Raw genomic sequence first — 16,835 nt, 5'->3', positions numbered from 1 at the left:
TAGCAAAGTTCATTGTCGAAAATATAAATCACTCACACGGCAGTAATAACTGACTGGTGGGAATCACATGCGGTAATGTCGTTGTACACTGCATACTCCCGCTCCATTGCAGAGTGAGTTTTTCGTCCGGATTAACACCCGTAATCCAGGCTAGTCCACCATCGCTCACCATGCCTACTTCACGTTTTTTCGCATTTAATATTGAGACGCCGAAGGGCGGGTGATCGCCGTTCGCCATGCGCAGAATGGCCACCACTTTGGCGCCTTTGAGCACGTCAATGTGACGGAAGCCAATTGCGCCCTCGGTCAGTGCAGCTTCTACAACTGGTGAATCCCCCATTTCAACGTCGTCCGGCAGACGATTCACATCAACACTGACTGAAGAGCGATAATAGCTCGGCACGGAAGGCATCACCGCAATACCAAACATATTGGTATTGCCATCGTGCCCTATTGGTACATTCGCTACGCCATCCGTGCTGATCAACATACGCGTACCGCCACGGCTGCTGGCGCCATGAAGCGCCGCGCCTTCGAGCGTTGCCGTCATGCCCCCACTGATTGAAAGGCTGGCGGAGGTATAGCTTTTTTCCTGCCAGCTCACATTCGCCGTTACATCAGCATGATCGCCATTGTGGTTATACATGCCGCTGGCCTGAGTGGTGGTGTTGCTGCCGTCTTTGTTGCTACGCGTGCCTGCCGTCATACGGTAGCTGTCACCGTTTTCCAGCGACTGATACCAGCCCGCAGTCTGGCTAAATGCTTTACCACCATAGTTACCGTTATAGCTTGCTGTTCCTGAGCCTAAAGGCATGCCCAGACTAAGCCACAGCGCATCATCCTTTTTACCGTTGTAATCGCTGCGCGACGCAGAGAGTGATGCAGAAATATTGTGCCAGTCACCTACGTCGAAATAACGACTTAATGACAGGCTGTAGCGATCCGTTTCAGGTTTATTCCAGTAAGTCTGATGCGACCAGCTTAAATAAGCCGATAAACGAAGATCGGTAAAACTTTTACTGGCGGTAACGGTATAGAGCTCTTTACTGTTACCTCGGGTGCTGCCGTGATAACGACTATCGAGATATTCCGGCATGGTCATATAATTACGTTCGGCGAAACGATAACCCGCGAACGTAATATCACTGTTAATCGAATCGAACCTTTTAGAATAACTGATCCGGTACGAACGCCCATGCAATTCCCCTTCATTCGGTAAATTTGCCATAGACTGGGTAATATCTGCCGAGAGCGCACCGAACTGAAATAAATCACGGCCCAGACCCACTGCCACACTTTTATAATCTGGCGAGAATATGCCACCACCATATAAAGACCAGCTGTTACTAATGCCCCATGATGCCTCTACCGTACCGAAAAGCGGCCCTTCCACATTGTGGCTGTAATTTGAAGATCGGCCAGTAGTAAACTTATAACGAATCTGTCCAGGCCGGGTCAGATAAGGAATGGTTGCTGTGGTCACCTGAAAATGTTGAACGCTACCATCCTGCTCGGTAACGGTGACATCCAGATCGCCACTCACCGCACTGTTTAACTCCTGGATGCGGAACGGTCCCGCTGCCACAGTCGTCTCATAAATGACTCGCCCTTGTTGGCTAATGGTGACTTTGGCATTGGTACGCGCAATACCACTGACTTCCGGTGCATAGCCGCGCAGCTTAGGTGGAAGCTGGCTTTCATCGCTGACCAGTGAAGCTCCGGTATAGCGCCAGGAATCGAACAGGTCGGAGGATAAGTAATCTTCACCCAGCGTCAGTTTTGCCATGATTGAAGTCAGTGCCCGGTAAGCGTAAAACCGCCCCCAACTGAAACTTTTAGTTGCTGCGCCACTGCGCGCACCACTTTCACTGTAGTTACCCTGCCAGTCACCACGTAAACGCCATGCCCCCAGGTTCAGACCCGCCGTACCGCTGCCGCTGGCAGTCTGCGAGCGTGCCCCTTGCGCTGTTTTTGTGACCGAACCGTTCAGGCTGTAATCCAGCATCACGCCCGGGATACCATTCTCCCAGCGCGAAGGCGGGAGCCAGGTCGCATCCTGGTATTCCAGCCATGCCTGGGGAACCGAAACGTCCAGCGTCGATTGCGACAGGTCGCCTTTTAATACCACCCCGTCAAGGCCATCAAAATTTGCGCAGGTTCCTTCGTCATTAAAAATTATTTTGGCTAGCGCATCGGGACGTAACCCCAGCATCGCGACCTGTTCACGATTCAGACAGGCTCTGATACGTGTTTTTTCATCCCCATGAAAAGCTGCCTCTTTAAAGATGATGTCCTGATCGCCAATAGTGCTGCCATTTATTTTCAGTGTGAGCAAATATTTACCCGGCATAATATAACCGGCTTCGGAAAAATGAGATAAGTCAATATTATTACGATCTTCAGCATCCAGAATATCCATATTAAACTCAACGGAATAAGCCGGAAAAATGTAACCAGATAAAGCCAGAAGAATACACGCACCCAGCTTATTACGCGGTAATAACAGTGATTTACCCATTTATATAATCTTCTTAACTTACAGAGGTTGGTCAAAGCCTGAAATGGAATTACAAATAAACTTTTACTGGTAGGTAACCATAAAGCGTACGGTTCCCGACCATTTCCCCTCCTCAAAATCATCGCCTGTTGGAACCACGGCCAAACGATAACGCAGTTCCGTGCCGTCTTTATTTAGGGGTACTTCATCCATCATTTCGCCAGGATAGGCAATATGGCCAGCACTGTCAGATACCGTGAGGGCGAATCCTTGTGCTTCGCCTGAAATCGCAAATAATTCAGGATGATGCTCGACCTTATCACCATCAAAAGTAACCGAGACGCTTTTCCATTCACCGCCGCTGTCTCGTTTTAAATCGCAGTTAACCAGCCTTAACGAAAACGGTAATTCCGACGCCAGCCCATTGTTTATCAGGGCAGCTGAAGAGAATGGTGGAAAAGTGACCTCCTGCCAGACATCATCAGTATGGATACTGCAGGCTGACTCCTGAATTTGGCCGTTTACATGTACATGACCATGGCCATGATCGATCCATTTTGCAGCCTGAGCGGAAGTCCACATCATTGAAAACGTCATTAAAAACAATATGCGCAGATACATGCCAGTCTCCATCGGAACATCCCTGGCCAATGCCCAGGGATGTTTTATCAGCTCTGGCGTTAACTTATTCGTAAGCCAGCGTGAAGTCTGCGATAGAGGTGAATTCACCTGTAGTCACTTTGTCACCCAGACCCTGCAGGTATGCAGAGAAGCCCATGGTGTTGTCGCCTTCAATTAACTCACGTGCTGTGGTGGTACCACCCACTGGGATTTTGTTGCTTGATGCATCGGTAATCACCACGCCAGCACCTGAAGCGGTACCAGTAATACCAAACCAGGTGTTGTCACCTTCAACGGCAGGTGAACCACCGAAAGTTACTGTTACTGCTGGCGCAGTGGTAGTAACGACATCTTTGCCATCTGTACCTTCTGACGTGGTGCTGTTCGTGGTGCAGTGCTGCAGGTCAATCTGGAAATTGACAGGTTTTGAAACGCCACTGTCAGCAAGCTGAGAAGCGGCAATCTGGCCCAGAGAGACTTCCTGATCGGAGGTTTCAGGGCTGATAGAGCACGCTGCGTCAATGATTGAACCGGTAAAGGTAATACGGCCCTGGCCCTGGTTAGCGACGTCATCTGCTGCATAAACATTTGAAACAGCAACCATGCTTAAAGTCAGAGCCAGAACAGACGCGAGCTTATTCATTTTCATTACATTCAATCCCATGTATTTAACAATTTGCCAAAATTCAAAGCCAAAAACGGTGGAGTTTTCTTAAAGAAATTCATCCCGGAGGCGAAAAGTGCTTACTGGTTTGTAAGGTTCGATTCAGCCCAACCCCATAATTGGCGAGAAGAATTATCTGCAAAAAAATAAAAACTTAGAAGATAAAGCATAAATAATGTCAAAAACGACATCCTCAAGCCAAAAATCAGCATAAAAAAAGAATAAAAATCCAAAGGAAGAGTGAGCAAACAACATAATGAGGAATGATGCATCGTCAAATAGAATAAAACGACACACTGCTTTAGCAGCCGTACTTGTAGCATATCGCACACATATAATTAACAATTCGAATACACGCCGGACGATGATGACATCAAATACATTTTCAGTGATGCGCGAGAAGTTTTATAACTGCTATGCTGGTTTATTAGTTATCCGGGTTTCATAAAGCATTGATAGATATTATTGCTTCTGAAAAACTGTAGGTAAGTCAGCTAAGTATTATGAAGTTTCAGTCCTTAACAGCATTACGTATCAGAAGGCATAATATTTTATATTACTGCTAAAAATGGCATCGTATAAACACGATGCCATTTCTGGACTGTTACGTTATTTTCCCAAATCCCGCAGCTTCTCACCCGCCATCAAATTCTTCTCAATCCGCTCCAGGGTAACATTCTTGGTTTCCGGCACCAGGTAAACCGTGATAACAATAAACAGCAGGTTAAACCCGGTATACAGCCAGAAGGTGCCCGCCGCGCCGATACTGCCCAACAGCGACAGAAAGGTCGCGCCGATAATCATATTCGCTACCCAGTTCGTGGTGGTCGAGCAGGTGATACCAAAGTCACGGCATTTGAGCGGCTGAATTTCAGAACACAGAATCCAGACGACAGGCGCTGCGCTCATGGCATATCCGCCAATACACAGCATGGTCATACCAACGGAAACCCAGGATAACCCGCTGCTGATCTCACCCTGCCCCGCTTTCATCAGGCAATAACCCAGCACCAGGGTGGCAAACGCCATGACGGAAAAGCCGATTTTCAGAATGGGTTTTCTGCCTGCTCTGTCCACTGTAAAAACGGCAATAAAAGTGGCAAACATAAACGTCAGACCAACCACGACCGTGGCGATCATTTGCTCCTGGGTACTTTTAAAGCCCGCCATTTTAAAAATCTGCGGCGCGTAATACATGATGATGTTCATGCCGGTAAACTGCTGCATGCCCTGTAACAACATCCCCATGAATACCGCCCGTCTGACGTTGGGATTACGTTTGAATAATGCAAAGCCGCCCTGCTTCATGCGCAGGCTTTCACGTATGTCATTCAGCTCCTGGCGGGCCTTTCCTGAGGTATCCCGCAGCATCCGTAGCACTTCCTCTGCCTCCACATGCAGGCCTTTTGCCGCCAGCCAGCGCGGACTGTTAGGCAGGAAGATAACCATAATGAACAGGATAACCGCCGGTAAGGCCAGCACGCCCAGCATGGCGCGCCAGTTGCCACTGTAGCTGAACGCGGTATCGGACAGGAAAGCCAGCACAATGCCAAAGGTAATCATCAGCTGATAAAGGCTGATCATTTTTCCCCGCACGTTCTCCGTGGCCATCTCGGACAGATATAACGGTGCGGTATAAGACGCCACGCCCACCGCAACCCCCAGTAATACCCGAAAGCCCAGCAGCGCTTCCACACTGGTGGCAAAGGCAGAGCCCAGCGATCCCAGAATAAACAGCACGGCCCCGGCCATCAGACTGTATTTTCTGCCCAGGCTGTGTGACACCCAACCGTTGCAGATGGCACCAATAGCCGCCCCCAGCATCATGCTGCTCACCACCCATTCCTGCTCATGACTGCTTAAACGGAAGTGCTGAGTGATAAAGGGCAGTGCGCCCGAGATAACGCCGATATCCAGGCCAAAAAGCAATCCGGCCAGCGCCGCCGATATGGAGATAAACAGGTTCATACGCCGAACTTTTTGCTGGTGTTGGCTATTAATATTCAAAGTATTTACATGAGACATCATTAAGCTCCGCTTATACAGCATGCAATGTCCATACAGGATATAAAGCGGTGGCAAAGAAGGATGAGGGGAAATTCGTCCAGGATATGGACTATCCTACTGAGGCGAATATAAGTGTGACGGAGATCGCGCTAAGACGCGACCTGTGTTTTTTGCATTTTATTTCAATCAGTTAAAAAATTCACATCTGACCAGTTATAGGTCGTTGCGGCCAGTCTGATTGTGCCCTGCACCGAACCGTAACACTGATGCTGGTTGGCAATAAAAAACGCGCGCAGGCTGGCTGGTAAGGTCGCGGCCTGATAACGCAGCAAGGTGGTGTGCCAGAACGCCGGCGGGCTGGTTTTTCCCGCATGCCTTTCTTGTAGCGGTTCACGCCATTCTCCCGACATCAATGTCTCCCAAAACAGCGCCCTTTCTTTCACGGCGAGCTCATCGGGTACGCCCGCCAGCAATAACTGGTCAGGAAGCGCCACCAGCCGCAGCATATCGACCTGCAGGTGGCGATGCTTAACGCTTTGATTGAAGGCTTTTTCCAGGCTTAGCGTAGAAGGCATCGTTTCACGGCGCTGATACTGTGCAGGCGTGACGGGAAGAAAGGTCACATGGAAATTATCTGGATGCATGATATCCGCCCTGGAATCTCCTGCAGTCAGTGCGCCCAGCTCGTGGAGTAATGCGATTATTGCCGGATTCAGTGCAGGCCGGATGCCGCTGGTCAGTGCGTATAAATGTTCCGGGTAAAAAGATTTCGTTGCCGTACACGCCGAAGACGCATTCGCGCCCTGCCATTGGGTCAGCGTTTGGCGGGATCGTGCCGCGTAAATGCTTTCAAGATGATGACACAGTTCCAATACATTCTCCTGATAAGCGTGAAGTGAGGCGGCATCATGTTATCCCCTCATTGATGACAGCCTTAATACTCCCGCTGAATGTTACACGCTTTTTGCAATAACATGCGTTTGATTAGTCCAGGACATTATGGCTCCCGCCGGTTATGTAATACCCGGCATTTCCCGGCTGCCGACAGGCAGGATTGATGTGCTTCTTAAAGCCGAAACGTTTATTTTTAAACGATCGCCCAATGATATAGTGCTGACATCCTGAAATAAGCGGCGACTACCCGATGGAAAACAGGCTTTTTTCGGCAGCGCGTATTCGAATTTGCGCACCCAGAGCGGAAGATATCGACACCATGGCATTGTGGTATCAGGACGATGTCTATCTTCGTTGCGTAGACACAGAGCCTGCTTTTCCGCTTTCTGCAGAGAAACTGGCCAAAATCATGCTTCCCGCTGACAACGATTTTTATTTTCATATCCGAACAAAGGCCGATGACCGCCTGATTGGATTTGTCACATTGCACAGTATTGAATGGAATAATCAGCAGGCAAGCCTGGCAATGGGGATTGGACAGGCAAAAGATCGCGGACAGGGTTTTGGTGATGAAGGCCTGAAATTAATCATGCGCTATGCCTTTATGGAACTCAATTTGCATCGTCTGAGTCTGGAAGTCATTTCCTGTAATGCTCATGCGCTGAGTCTTTATGAAAGGAATGGGTTTGTTAAAGAAGGCGTGATCAGGCAGGCCGTTTATCGTGATAATAAGCGCTCCGATCGCGTGGCGATGGGTATTCTTCGCCCTGAATGGCTTGAAAATAATGGTCTGAACCCTATTAACTGAACATAGTCAGTTCAGCCACATCAAATAGCCGATGAGTCATCAGGCATTTTTTCTCCTGGCTTAAAACGGACAACGCGGTGCCGTCTGGTTAACCTTAACGCGCTGGCGGACAGCCTGGTCGCGTCTTAACTGATCCTTACATAACCCTTCTGCCGCACGCCATGGCGCATATTTTCTGTATCCTCCTCGCAGTGCCATTTTTCATACCGGATCATCGTCGTGCTAAGGCAATCTGACCCGCTATTCGGGTGAGGCTGAGCAGATTCAATGGTTGAACTAAGCGGCGCGCGAAATCAGGCTGATTTTCCCGTCCTTCCTTTGCCTGAGCCCTGATTCTGCTGCCGACATCCTCGAACGCTGTAATGCGGGATTCGCGATGCGGCCTGCGTTTGCCGTCTTCAACACAGACAGCCATCGCCGCATTGACTTCGCGGAAATACAAACCAGGCTTAAGAGGTCATTTTATTCTCCCTTTAATGCTCAAGAGGAAAGCCATGAAAAGCATATTCGCCGGTTTATTCATCATCTCCAGCCTGCTCGTCATGTCAGGTTGCCAGCAGGAAAGCGGTGCCATAAGTAATGATGGTCGTCCTCACGCGCCAAGCGGACAATCCGTTCCCGGCGGGCCATTAGGCAAAGGGCCGGTAGGCCAACCGCAGTCTTAACAAAATCCGGCCCTGAGCCGGTTTTTTTTTTCTCACCTTAATTTCAGCTTACCTTTTCTCTTCGTCCAACTTGCCACGCTCGGAGCCTGCTAGCCGCTGCGCTTAGTTTTCACGCCTATCCTTAGCCCGCGCAGTTCTGGAATAGTCGAGTAAACTTGATGATACCGGCGAGGAGAAAAACGTGCATGAATGCGTCGCCTTTCCTGCAGCATGCGCAAAACACAGCCTGCGACCGAACCCCATAACAATAACAAGGTGCGAACATCGATGAAAAAGATCGCGATAATCGGTGCCGGGCCAACCGGCATTTACACGTTTTATTCACTTCTGGGCCATAACGTGCCGCTTGCCATTTCCGTTTATGAACAAGGCGACGAGGCCGGCGTCGGCATGCCTTACAGCGATGAAGAGAACTCCCGGATGATGCTGGCAAACATCGCCAGTATCGAAATTCCCCCGGTGTTTATGACCTATATCGACTGGCTGCGCGCCCAGAGTGACAGCCATCTCAGGCGATATAATGTCGATCCCGGCGCTCTGCATATTCGCCAGTTTCTGCCGCGTATCCTGCTTGGCGAGTATTTCCGCGACCAGTTTCTGACACTGGTTTCCCGCGCCACAGAGCAAGGCTTTGAGGTAAAAATCCATGAGCGTTGTCAGGTCACCGATCTTGAGGCGACCGATGCAGGGGTAAAACTCTGGACGCAGGGCGAAGACTCACCTGAAACCTTTGATCAGGTGGTGATCGCGACAGGTCACGTCTGGCCGGACGACAGTGCGTCTACCCGCACCTATTTCCCCAGCCCCTGGTCTGGCCTGATGGAGGCCAGAATACCGGCCTGTGATGTCGGCATTATGGGCACCTCGCTGAGCGGCATTGATGCCGCCATGGCCGTGGCGATCCAGCATGGCGAGTTTGTGGAAGCCGATGATGAAGAGATCACCTTTACGCTGGATAAAGGCCATGAGGCGCTGAAGATCGTCCTGATGTCCCGCTCGGGCATTCTGCCGGAGGCCGACTTCTATTGCCCGATTCCCTATGAGCCGCTGAACGTGGTAACAGAGAGCGCTATCGACAACGCGATTGCTGCGGGCGCAGAGGGATTGCTTGATCGGGTGTTTGCGCTGATGGTGAAAGAGCTTGAAGAGGCGGCACCTGCGTGGAGTGAAGCGATTGCGTTGAAAACGCTTGATGTCGACCGTTTTCCGGAAGCCTGGTTTGCCAACCGACAGAAGCAGGACCCTTTCCACTGGGCCAGCACCAATCTGAATGAAGTTGAACGCAACAAACGCGACAGGCGAACCGTGCCGTGGCGCTATACCATTCTGCGGTTGCACGAAGTGGTTGAGGAAATCGTTCCCTTTCTTAACGAAAGTGACAGTAAACGCTTTTCAGGCGGCCTCGCCAAAGTGTTTATCGATAACTACGCGGCGATTCCTTCACAGTCGATCCGTCGGTTGCTGGCACTACGCGAAGCCGGCATTATCAGCATCCTTGCACTCGGTGAAGAGTATGAACTGCAAAGGCAGCAGACGAAAACGCGCATTGTTAGCGGGGAACAACAGCTCACGTTTGACGTGTTTATTGATGCGCGAGGACAGAAGGCGCTCAAAACTAAAGATCTGCCATTTGCCACACTGAAACAGCAGATCCAGCGCTGCGGCGATGAGATTCCTGACGTGGGTGATGATTATACCTTGCTGTCTCCCGCTTCCGCCCGGGGACGCATCGCCTTTGCCGCACTGCCCTATTTGATGCATGACCAGCCCTTTGTGCAGGGGCTGACAGTCTGTGCCGATATCGGGGCGGCCATTGCCAGTGCAATCGTTGAAACGCCCTCGCGCTCGCGGAAAAGGCTGGCGTATGTTGAACTTTGAGCACAGTGTTTGCGATACAGACAGTCATTTTGCCGTGCAATTTCTGGTTGACCGCTTCATGCCTTGTACTGCTTTTACATAAGCTTTCGGATACGGGCATATCGCTATAAAAAGATATGCCCGCTAACGAGAATTCAACTTAGCTGCGCCTAGCCCTTTAACGCGTATGTTTAGCCGCACGCTATCAGGTCTGATGTGTGAATCGGTCTGATACAACAAATAGTAAAACAATGCTCCTGGAGGCTGTCATCACCGTGACGGAATTCATAGTTTATATACTGAATAGCCAGCCCCGGCATTCGCCTAATGGCGAATATAATGTAGTGAGACGGGCCACCTTCCCTGTGTTGAGCTTAAGCCTTATTAGCAGCCCCAGCTTTTACCCTTCTCTTTACCTTATGCTCATGCATTTCTCTCGATTCTCTCAGATCAATTGATCGTTAAGCCTGGTGGTAAGTACGTAAGCATTGCTCATTCACGCTCTCGAACGGAAACAGTTAGAGTCACTCTTACTCCTCACTAAACCAGAGAGGCTTAACAGAAAAAATCATCCACATTATTTACGAAGATCATTATCAGAAAATTGAAAACCGTGTTGGCTTCATAAAACTTCACCTGATATTGAAACAAGGATATTTTGTATGAAAACCAAAATTAATGCCTTATTACTATTATCCCTATTTTCTTTTGGCAGCCAGGCTGCCTCATTTACAATTAATGCAAAAGATCACTGTATCTACCCGCCATTAAGTAACGTCAGGGTGCAATCAGGTACCGCATTACAGTTTCAGTTGCAACCGGGCACCTATACTATGTCCTTGCTCTCAAATAACATGAGTTGTGCAAATGGTTCATTAAGCGATGGCTGCCAAATAAGCTCCGTCTATTTACAAGGCGGTTTAGGTAATGCTCGCTGGGGCACCACCGTTGGTAGCGCGCCCATCACCGTCAACGTGCCTACTACCGCAACCTTTATGGCGTTTGTGACAGACGATAACTGCGTTGACAATACAGGTAGTGCAACAATACAAGCAGATAAAGTTTCAAATTAATATATTCCGCGAGCTGTCTTATTGAGGCGACTCGCGGATTTTTTTAAACTTAAGCCTTTTAAATAATCTCTAAAAAAATCATTTTATATAATTTTCACGCCGATTTAATCAGTGCTGTGCCGCAATGTTAGCCTCTTAGCAGCTAAAAGAAATTTTGATTATTCCAGCCTCAACAACGGCCTGTAACCCAACATATCCCGGAACGTACAAAACTCAGGCGCGCCCAGCTTAATAACCGGGGAAACCCGCATCAGTTTTTCCAGATACGTTGCTCTTAACATCTGCAGCAGGCAGAGCTCCTCATCGACCGGTTTGTGGATGAGGTAGGACACGCTAATATGAAACTCGTAGACATGGTGATTGCTTCGTCTGCAGTGTAGTGTGCTGCTGAGCGCGTCGCGGAGTGAACGTATTTTGCTATTTTCCGCCGGGTCCAACGGCGCCAGCGACAGGGAAACACCTTGCTTTAACCCAATTCCGCCAATGCGCATCTGCAAAGGTAAAGAAGATGTTAGCCTGAAATCTGCCAGTTTTGCGGCAAACAGCCGATCGCACTCATCCATCGAAACATCAAGATTCAGATCTTGTGGCCAGGCCGGATGATACCGTGCCCGATCGTTGGCACCATTAAACACCGTCATGTGATAGCTCGACGGCGGCAGAAACGCATAACAGCGACCCAATCCTGCGGCTTTCATCGCGTCCACCATTTCGCCAGTTACACCAACCATCTCACTGTCCTGGGCCAGATGACAAATCAGCGTGTTTCCTCTGAAAGGCAGTACCTCACCGTTAGCGTTAAACTTTTCACCGATGGCATTCTCTTTCCACCCTTCCTGCTCCAGCACTTCTGACATGATTTAGGCTCCCGCGCCTGATCGTGAACGCTTATCTGTGGCGTTTTAATGTCTGGACTGGCATGGCCACAGGCGATGTTATGACGTGAGGCCACAACGCTCTTTATGGCTCCCCATCTTCAGGATACCGCGCGATCATGACCGTTATCAGACAGCAGTGCCGGTGGAACAGGAGCGGGTAAGCAAGGCGTGGTTTTAAACGCACGGGTTCAGGACAGCGAGCGGGGGTTAACCCAGAGCAGGCAAAAAACAAAACGGGATGTCATACCATCACCGCCCAGCACTATCGACGTCCTGACTATTTTTTCCGTAACAGTAAAACAGCAATTGCGGTTAGCACGCCCATCAATGGCATAGCGATAGCGCCCGAGAGAAAGTCGTAATGGTCATGGCGATTACTCCGGCGAATATCAGCAAAGCGGTTAAGCGCCTGATTACTGTTAACCGCACTCACCTCTTCAAATTGTTTTTCATAGCCCTTTTCTTCCAGCAGATAAGCGCCGTCCGCATCATTTCTTTCCAGAACAACGGTGTGCTGACCTTTTTGATAGAAACAGTAATCGGGCATTTTACGATTCGCCTGAAAGGGAAGTGAGAAATGAGGCTATCCTGCCGGGCTGATGGTGTAAATACATATTCTTCCCCTGTGCGTCAGCCACCAGCCTGAACCGGATTACACATTATGCGCTGAGACCGAATGATGCCCACTGCTGAAGGTATTACCGGCCTGGGCATTTACTCTTTGAAAATGCGGTTCGGCATGATTATCTCTGGGCGTTACAGCGACGGGCTTACCGGATGTTAATCCAGTGATAGTGTTTTGCGAATTGCCGGATTCACCCGCGCCCGCTTTCGCGGGAATGGATTTTACCGAATCCTCAGAAGGCGTATAAAGCGCCTGCTGCAGGGTGCTTTCATTTTGTGAAAGGCTCTCATCCACCTGCGCCAGTTGGCGGCGCATAACGTTGAGCTTAACGGCGGTCGCCAGGGGTATTTGAAGCTGTTGATCGTTCAATACGCTTAACTGCTGACGGGCACCATACTGCTGCTGTAGCAGCGCACGGTACTGGCTCTCATAACCCCATACGGTCGATTGCTCCTGCTCAAACTGAAGCGTGGAGATGTACCCCTTTGCTAACAACGGCCGCCAGGTGTTGACCAGCTTTTGAGCCATACCGATTTGCGCCGATTCAATTTTAATTTGCTCTGTCAGCTGCGCAAGTTGACCATTCAGCATGGCTTGCTGGAAACGGCTGTCGCTGACCTGCTGAAACGCGAGTTGTTGGGTATGATCGATGTCCTGAAGCAGACTGCTCTGTTCAAGCTTTAGCTGCGCACTGACGAGCCGAATCTTTTCCGCCGCCAGTTTAGCCTGGGCAGAGGCAAGCTCAAGTGAAGCTGTGGTGAGCGCAGCCTGGCGCTGGCTCATCCTGGCATCTGAAGCTGCGCTGGAAGTAGACGGTCGTGGCAGCGTGGCATGCGTTGCCGCCGCCAGCCGCGCGTGCAGCGGGTGGCTTTGCACGAAGCAGATCACGGTCATACTTCCCAGTACAAAAGACACCCAGTTCCGCCGGAGTAAAAGCACCCACGGGGATAGCGTTTCACGGCACTCAGTGCTGGAAGAGTCAACTATCTGCTTCTTAAAAAATGGTTTTTCCATTTTTTACCTTCAATAAGTGCGTGGGGATATTATTGGGCAAGGCACCCGGTCACCGATGTTTTATGCGTGCAGTTTATTCAAGGCGGATCGGGTCATTGATTTACCTCAGCGCATAACATCCCATTTCCGCATGCAGTTTTAAAACAGAAGAACATTTCCAGTCGTTACCTTTTGCAAGCGAGTTTCAAGCGGTGGGATTTAGCTGGGCGAAAATGTGCGTTGACTGCGTGGTGGATGGGCGTTCTCCGGCGCTGACAGGAAAGGCCGGAGATTGTACCAGGCGGTCTGGGGCCAGAATCTGGCCCCAGATGAGTTAAAAGCGCCGTCCGGATAAGAGCAAGCAGCGGCCAGCCTTACTTAACAAGATAAAGGTCCTTGGTGTAGTAGAACCCCAGATGTGAGGGTGCATAACCGCCGACCTTTGGATTGACCAACTTGTTGAGCGCACCATAGAAAACTGGTATGACCGGCGTATCTTTCGCGATAATGTCGCTGGCTTTCTGGTAGTCCTGGGTCACAGCATGGGGATCGGTATCCATTCCTGCGGCTTTTACGGCCGCATCAAACCCTATGCTGGCATAGCCTGAGCTATTTTGGCTGTCGCCACTGCGGAAGGTATTTAAAAAGGTAGAGGGCTCACTGTAGTCACCAATCCAGGTATAGCGCACCAGATCATATTGTCGCTGATGCATGGTATCTAACATGGTTTTCCATTCCTGGTTTTGCAGAGTGACCTTTGCACCTAATGTTTTCCCCCACATCGAGGCCGCGGCGATGGCGATACGTTGGTTATCCTGATTGGTGTTGTAGAGCAGAGTAAAACTCAGAGGATGACTGGCGGAAAAACCGGCTTCATTGAGCAGCGCCTGCGCTTTTTTTACCCGTTGCGCCTGCGTCCAGCCGGCCCACTCAGGCGGCGACAGCGTGACCTCCCCCATGGACAGAGGGAGAACGGTATAAGCCGCTTTGTGTCCCATGCCAATGACTTTATCGGCGATGATGCCTTTATCCAGTGCCAAATCCAGCGCCTGACGCACGCGAGCATCGGTAAAGGGCGGTTTATGCGTATTAATTTGAAAGTAGAACACGCTATAAACAGCCGTGCTGTGAACCTCTTTGGGCCGCTCTTTTTTCATCCGCGCAAAATCAATGGCGGGAATATTCTCCGTAATCGTAATACCACCGGCCAGGTAGCGGTTAAGCTCGGCTGAAACGTCGTGAATGGGTAAAAACGTCACCCGGTTAATTACGGTATGGGCGTTATCCCAGTAACGATCGTTACGGGTCAGCGTAATTTTTTCATTTACCACCCACTGATCCAGTTTATACGCCCCGCTGCTGACCATGTTGCCCGGTCTGATCCAGGCATCGCCAAACTTTTTAATATTGTTTTCGCTGACCGGGAACAGGGAAGGATGCGCAACAAACTGCAGAAAATAGGATACCGGTTGATCCAGGGTAACCTGCACGGTGTGAGCGTCTAACGCTTTTACGCCCAGGCTGTCAGACGGACTTTTACCGCCCGTTACCGCATCGGCATTAAGGATGTGCGCATAGTTAGCAAAAGACGCATAAGGCGAAGCGGTTTTTGGATCGGTCAGACGACGCCAGCTGAACACGACATCTTCGGCGGTGAGAGGCGATCCGTCTGACCATGTCAGCTCAGGGCGAAGATGAAAGGTCCAGACTTTGTTGTCGGTCGTTTCCCACGAACTCGCCAGTCCTGGCATGATTTTGCCCTCAGGGTCTGTCCGCACCAACCCTTCAAACAGATCGTTAATCACAGCAAAGGCATCATTGGTTTCGGCTTTATCGACATCCAGGGTTGAAGGCTCATCACCGTTGCCCCGCACGATCTCCTGCACAGGGGCCAGCGCTACGCCATTGGGTACATTTGCCCCAAAGGCCACCGAAGAGAACGACAAACTCGTAAAAATTGCAGGTAAACACAGGCGGGCAACATATAAACGGCTCACGGACATTCGTCTGATTCCTTTTTGCTAAGTGATAATGTGACTTCGTACCACGACCATTGCAATTTGTGGGCCAGGGGCGAGGGTTTGTGCCATGCCAGTCTGCGGTCGGTTCGCGACTAAAACCGCGTAGCGGTGCACACTTCTGATGCAAAGAAGCACGTCACCGCTCAAATGTGACGCCGCGGTGAACCCTGGATTGCGTTACTCCGCCTCACGGGCGCACCTGTTTTGTGCACCAAGACAAATATGTGCACCGGGACAAATAAGGGCGGCCTGCGGTAATACACGCCGTGGTCTGGTTATAAGATGATGGGCAACACCGCTAACAGCTTGTCCTGACCTTCATGAGGTCAAGCCCGCAACACAGGCAGATAAAACAAGTTGGCTGTCGGTCTGCGCCCCGAACGCGTCGGTTAACGAAACTTTTACGTTATCCTGCCGAGCCTTTTTCATCCGCCACATACTTGTACAGGCAGGGCCTGATAGAGTCATTCACATCAATCAGGAGCCCGTATGAAAAAAGTGATTCTGTTCGTTATCGCGTTAGCAAGTGTTTCTGCCCTGTCGGGCTGCATCTGGCCATACTGGGGACCCGGCGGCGGCCCGCGACAGATGGGACCAGGTGGCGGTGGCGGTCCTGGCGGCGGCCCGCACAGGTAACCCATAATGGCCTCGCCATGAGGCCATTATCCCTTTGCCGATAAGGATTATTCTGACATTCCAGCCAGGCCCTCTTCCCGCCCTTGCCTTTGCTGGAGATTCCCCGCTTTTCATGACAAACTTGAGCACATCTTAAGGATAAGGAATGTGTACGATGTCAGGCTCAAACATCGCTTGTCTGTTTACGGAAGGTCAAATCACACTGCCTGAGGATTATCAGGACCGCACGGTTAATGCTTTCACCGCTTCTGCTGCCAATGCCCCCGCTTTTACTCTCTCACGCGATACGCTCGCCGACGGTGAAGCGCTGCCTGCGTACATCGATCGTCAGTTAACGCTGATGCAAAAACACATTAAGGGATGGAAACAGACTGAACGTGGCCCTGCCGTACTGGGTGACGATCTGCTTAAAGGCGAATGCGTGCACGCTAATTTTTTGCGTGACGGCAAACGCACCTGGCAACAGCAGTCGGTCTTCACGCCGGATAATCACAAAGTGCTGGTCTTTACCATGACCTCCATGTCCGCCATCAGTGACGCTGATCAGGCACAGTTTCAAACGCTGCTTAAAAGTTTTCGCTTTAACGCTTAACGAC

15 protein-coding genes are annotated in these 16,835 nt (G+C 50.4%); 6 read left to right on the top strand and 9 right to left on the bottom strand.

The window, feature by feature from the left end:
* Positions 1-28: 28 nt before the first annotated feature.
* The 5 genes from FBY13_RS06535 to FBY13_RS06515 form a co-directional block, all read right to left on the bottom strand.
* Positions 29-2,518: a fimbria/pilus outer membrane usher protein gene (locus FBY13_RS06535; RefSeq protein ID WP_145393778.1), complete on the bottom strand. Its 2,490-nt coding sequence runs from the start codon at positions 2,516-2,518 to the stop codon at positions 29-31.
* Between the two features lie 63 nt (positions 2,519-2,581).
* On the bottom strand, positions 2,582-3,118 hold the full coding sequence (locus FBY13_RS06530) for a fimbrial protein (protein ID WP_186440794.1): 537 nt from the start codon (positions 3,116-3,118) through the stop codon (positions 2,582-2,584).
* A 64-nt stretch (positions 3,119-3,182) separates the two neighbouring features.
* Positions 3,183-3,767, bottom strand: a complete 585-nt coding sequence (locus tag FBY13_RS06525; RefSeq protein WP_145393776.1) for a fimbrial protein — start codon at positions 3,765-3,767, stop codon at positions 3,183-3,185.
* A gap of 624 nt (positions 3,768-4,391) precedes the next feature.
* Complete coding sequence (locus FBY13_RS06520; protein ID WP_186440793.1) at positions 4,392-5,810, bottom strand: sugar porter family MFS transporter; 1,419 nt, start codon at positions 5,808-5,810, stop codon at positions 4,392-4,394.
* Between the two features lie 161 nt (positions 5,811-5,971).
* Positions 5,972-6,661 carry a hypothetical protein gene (locus FBY13_RS06515; protein WP_145393775.1) on the bottom strand — a complete coding sequence of 230 codons (690 nt, stop codon included), beginning with the start codon at positions 6,659-6,661 and terminating at the stop codon, positions 5,972-5,974.
* A gap of 272 nt (positions 6,662-6,933) precedes the next feature.
* Between FBY13_RS06515 and FBY13_RS06510 the strand changes: the two genes are divergently transcribed.
* The 4 genes from FBY13_RS06510 (at position 6,934) to FBY13_RS06500 (ending at position 11,086) form a co-directional block, all read left to right on the top strand.
* Positions 6,934-7,491, top strand: a complete 558-nt coding sequence (locus FBY13_RS06510; RefSeq protein ID WP_145393774.1) for a GNAT family N-acetyltransferase — start codon at positions 6,934-6,936, stop codon at positions 7,489-7,491.
* A gap of 494 nt (positions 7,492-7,985) precedes the next feature.
* Positions 7,986-8,156: a hypothetical protein gene (locus FBY13_RS23395; protein ID WP_186440792.1), complete on the top strand. Its 171-nt coding sequence runs from the start codon at positions 7,986-7,988 to the stop codon at positions 8,154-8,156.
* Positions 8,157-8,423: 267 nt separating this feature from the next.
* On the top strand, positions 8,424-10,034 hold the full coding sequence (locus FBY13_RS06505) for an FAD-NAD(P)-binding protein (RefSeq protein WP_145393773.1): 1,611 nt from the start codon (positions 8,424-8,426) through the stop codon (positions 10,032-10,034).
* A 641-nt stretch (positions 10,035-10,675) separates the two neighbouring features.
* Positions 10,676-11,086: a hypothetical protein gene (locus tag FBY13_RS06500; RefSeq protein ID WP_063878714.1), complete on the top strand. Its 411-nt coding sequence runs from the start codon at positions 10,676-10,678 to the stop codon at positions 11,084-11,086.
* A gap of 158 nt (positions 11,087-11,244) precedes the next feature.
* Here FBY13_RS06500 and FBY13_RS06495 read toward each other — a convergent pair whose 3' ends face one another.
* The 4 genes from FBY13_RS06495 to FBY13_RS06480 form a co-directional block, all read right to left on the bottom strand.
* Positions 11,245-11,943 (bottom strand): DUF1868 domain-containing protein, encoded by a 699-nt coding sequence (locus FBY13_RS06495; protein WP_145393772.1) that lies wholly within the window; start codon positions 11,941-11,943, stop codon positions 11,245-11,247.
* 298 nt (positions 11,944-12,241) lie between these two features.
* Positions 12,242-12,511 carry a hypothetical protein gene (locus FBY13_RS06490; protein WP_145393771.1) on the bottom strand — a complete coding sequence of 90 codons (270 nt, stop codon included), beginning with the start codon at positions 12,509-12,511 and terminating at the stop codon, positions 12,242-12,244.
* A gap of 105 nt (positions 12,512-12,616) precedes the next feature.
* Positions 12,617-13,603 (bottom strand): hypothetical protein, encoded by a 987-nt coding sequence (locus tag FBY13_RS06485; protein ID WP_145393770.1) that lies wholly within the window; start codon positions 13,601-13,603, stop codon positions 12,617-12,619.
* Positions 13,604-13,956: 353 nt separating this feature from the next.
* Positions 13,957-15,585: an ABC transporter substrate-binding protein gene (locus tag FBY13_RS06480; RefSeq protein ID WP_145393769.1), complete on the bottom strand. Its 1,629-nt coding sequence runs from the start codon at positions 15,583-15,585 to the stop codon at positions 13,957-13,959.
* 507 nt (positions 15,586-16,092) lie between these two features.
* Between FBY13_RS06480 and FBY13_RS23390 the strand changes: the two genes are divergently transcribed.
* Complete coding sequence (locus tag FBY13_RS23390; protein ID WP_186440791.1) at positions 16,093-16,239, top strand: hypothetical protein; 147 nt, start codon at positions 16,093-16,095, stop codon at positions 16,237-16,239.
* A gap of 154 nt (positions 16,240-16,393) precedes the next feature.
* Positions 16,394-16,831, top strand: a complete 438-nt coding sequence (locus FBY13_RS06475) for a DcrB-related protein (protein ID WP_063878709.1) — start codon at positions 16,394-16,396, stop codon at positions 16,829-16,831.
* Positions 16,832-16,835 lie beyond the last annotated feature (4 nt).

Origin of the sequence: Pantoea sp. SJZ147 (assembly GCF_007828605.1) — a bacterium.
Taxonomy (GTDB): domain Bacteria; phylum Pseudomonadota; class Gammaproteobacteria; order Enterobacterales; family Enterobacteriaceae; genus Pantoea; species Pantoea allii.
Note: the sequence above shows the minus strand (reverse complement) of the source record. Positions and strands in the feature narration are given on the sequence as shown.

Coding starts and splice junctions, on each gene's coding strand:
- FBY13_RS06485 (WP_145393770.1), bottom strand. CDS start 13,603: ATGGAAAAACCATTTTTTAAGAAGCAGATAGTTGACTCTTCCAGCACT.
- FBY13_RS06530 (WP_186440794.1), bottom strand. CDS start 3,118: ATGTATCTGCGCATATTGTTTTTAATGACGTTTTCAATGATGTGGACT.
- FBY13_RS06520 (WP_186440793.1), bottom strand. CDS start 5,810: ATGATGTCTCATGTAAATACTTTGAATATTAATAGCCAACACCAGCAA.
- FBY13_RS23395 (WP_186440792.1), top strand. CDS start 7,986: ATGAAAAGCATATTCGCCGGTTTATTCATCATCTCCAGCCTGCTCGTC.
- FBY13_RS06510 (WP_145393774.1), top strand. CDS start 6,934: ATGGAAAACAGGCTTTTTTCGGCAGCGCGTATTCGAATTTGCGCACCC.
- FBY13_RS06535 (WP_145393778.1), bottom strand. CDS start 2,518: ATGGGTAAATCACTGTTATTACCGCGTAATAAGCTGGGTGCGTGTATT.
- FBY13_RS06490 (WP_145393771.1), bottom strand. CDS start 12,511: ATGCCCGATTACTGTTTCTATCAAAAAGGTCAGCACACCGTTGTTCTG.
- FBY13_RS06495 (WP_145393772.1), bottom strand. CDS start 11,943: ATGTCAGAAGTGCTGGAGCAGGAAGGGTGGAAAGAGAATGCCATCGGT.
- FBY13_RS06525 (WP_145393776.1), bottom strand. CDS start 3,767: ATGAAAATGAATAAGCTCGCGTCTGTTCTGGCTCTGACTTTAAGCATG.
- FBY13_RS06480 (WP_145393769.1), bottom strand. CDS start 15,585: ATGTCCGTGAGCCGTTTATATGTTGCCCGCCTGTGTTTACCTGCAATT.
- FBY13_RS23390 (WP_186440791.1), top strand. CDS start 16,093: ATGAAAAAAGTGATTCTGTTCGTTATCGCGTTAGCAAGTGTTTCTGCC.
- FBY13_RS06505 (WP_145393773.1), top strand. CDS start 8,424: ATGAAAAAGATCGCGATAATCGGTGCCGGGCCAACCGGCATTTACACG.
- FBY13_RS06500 (WP_063878714.1), top strand. CDS start 10,676: ATGAAAACCAAAATTAATGCCTTATTACTATTATCCCTATTTTCTTTT.
- FBY13_RS06475 (WP_063878709.1), top strand. CDS start 16,394: ATGTCAGGCTCAAACATCGCTTGTCTGTTTACGGAAGGTCAAATCACA.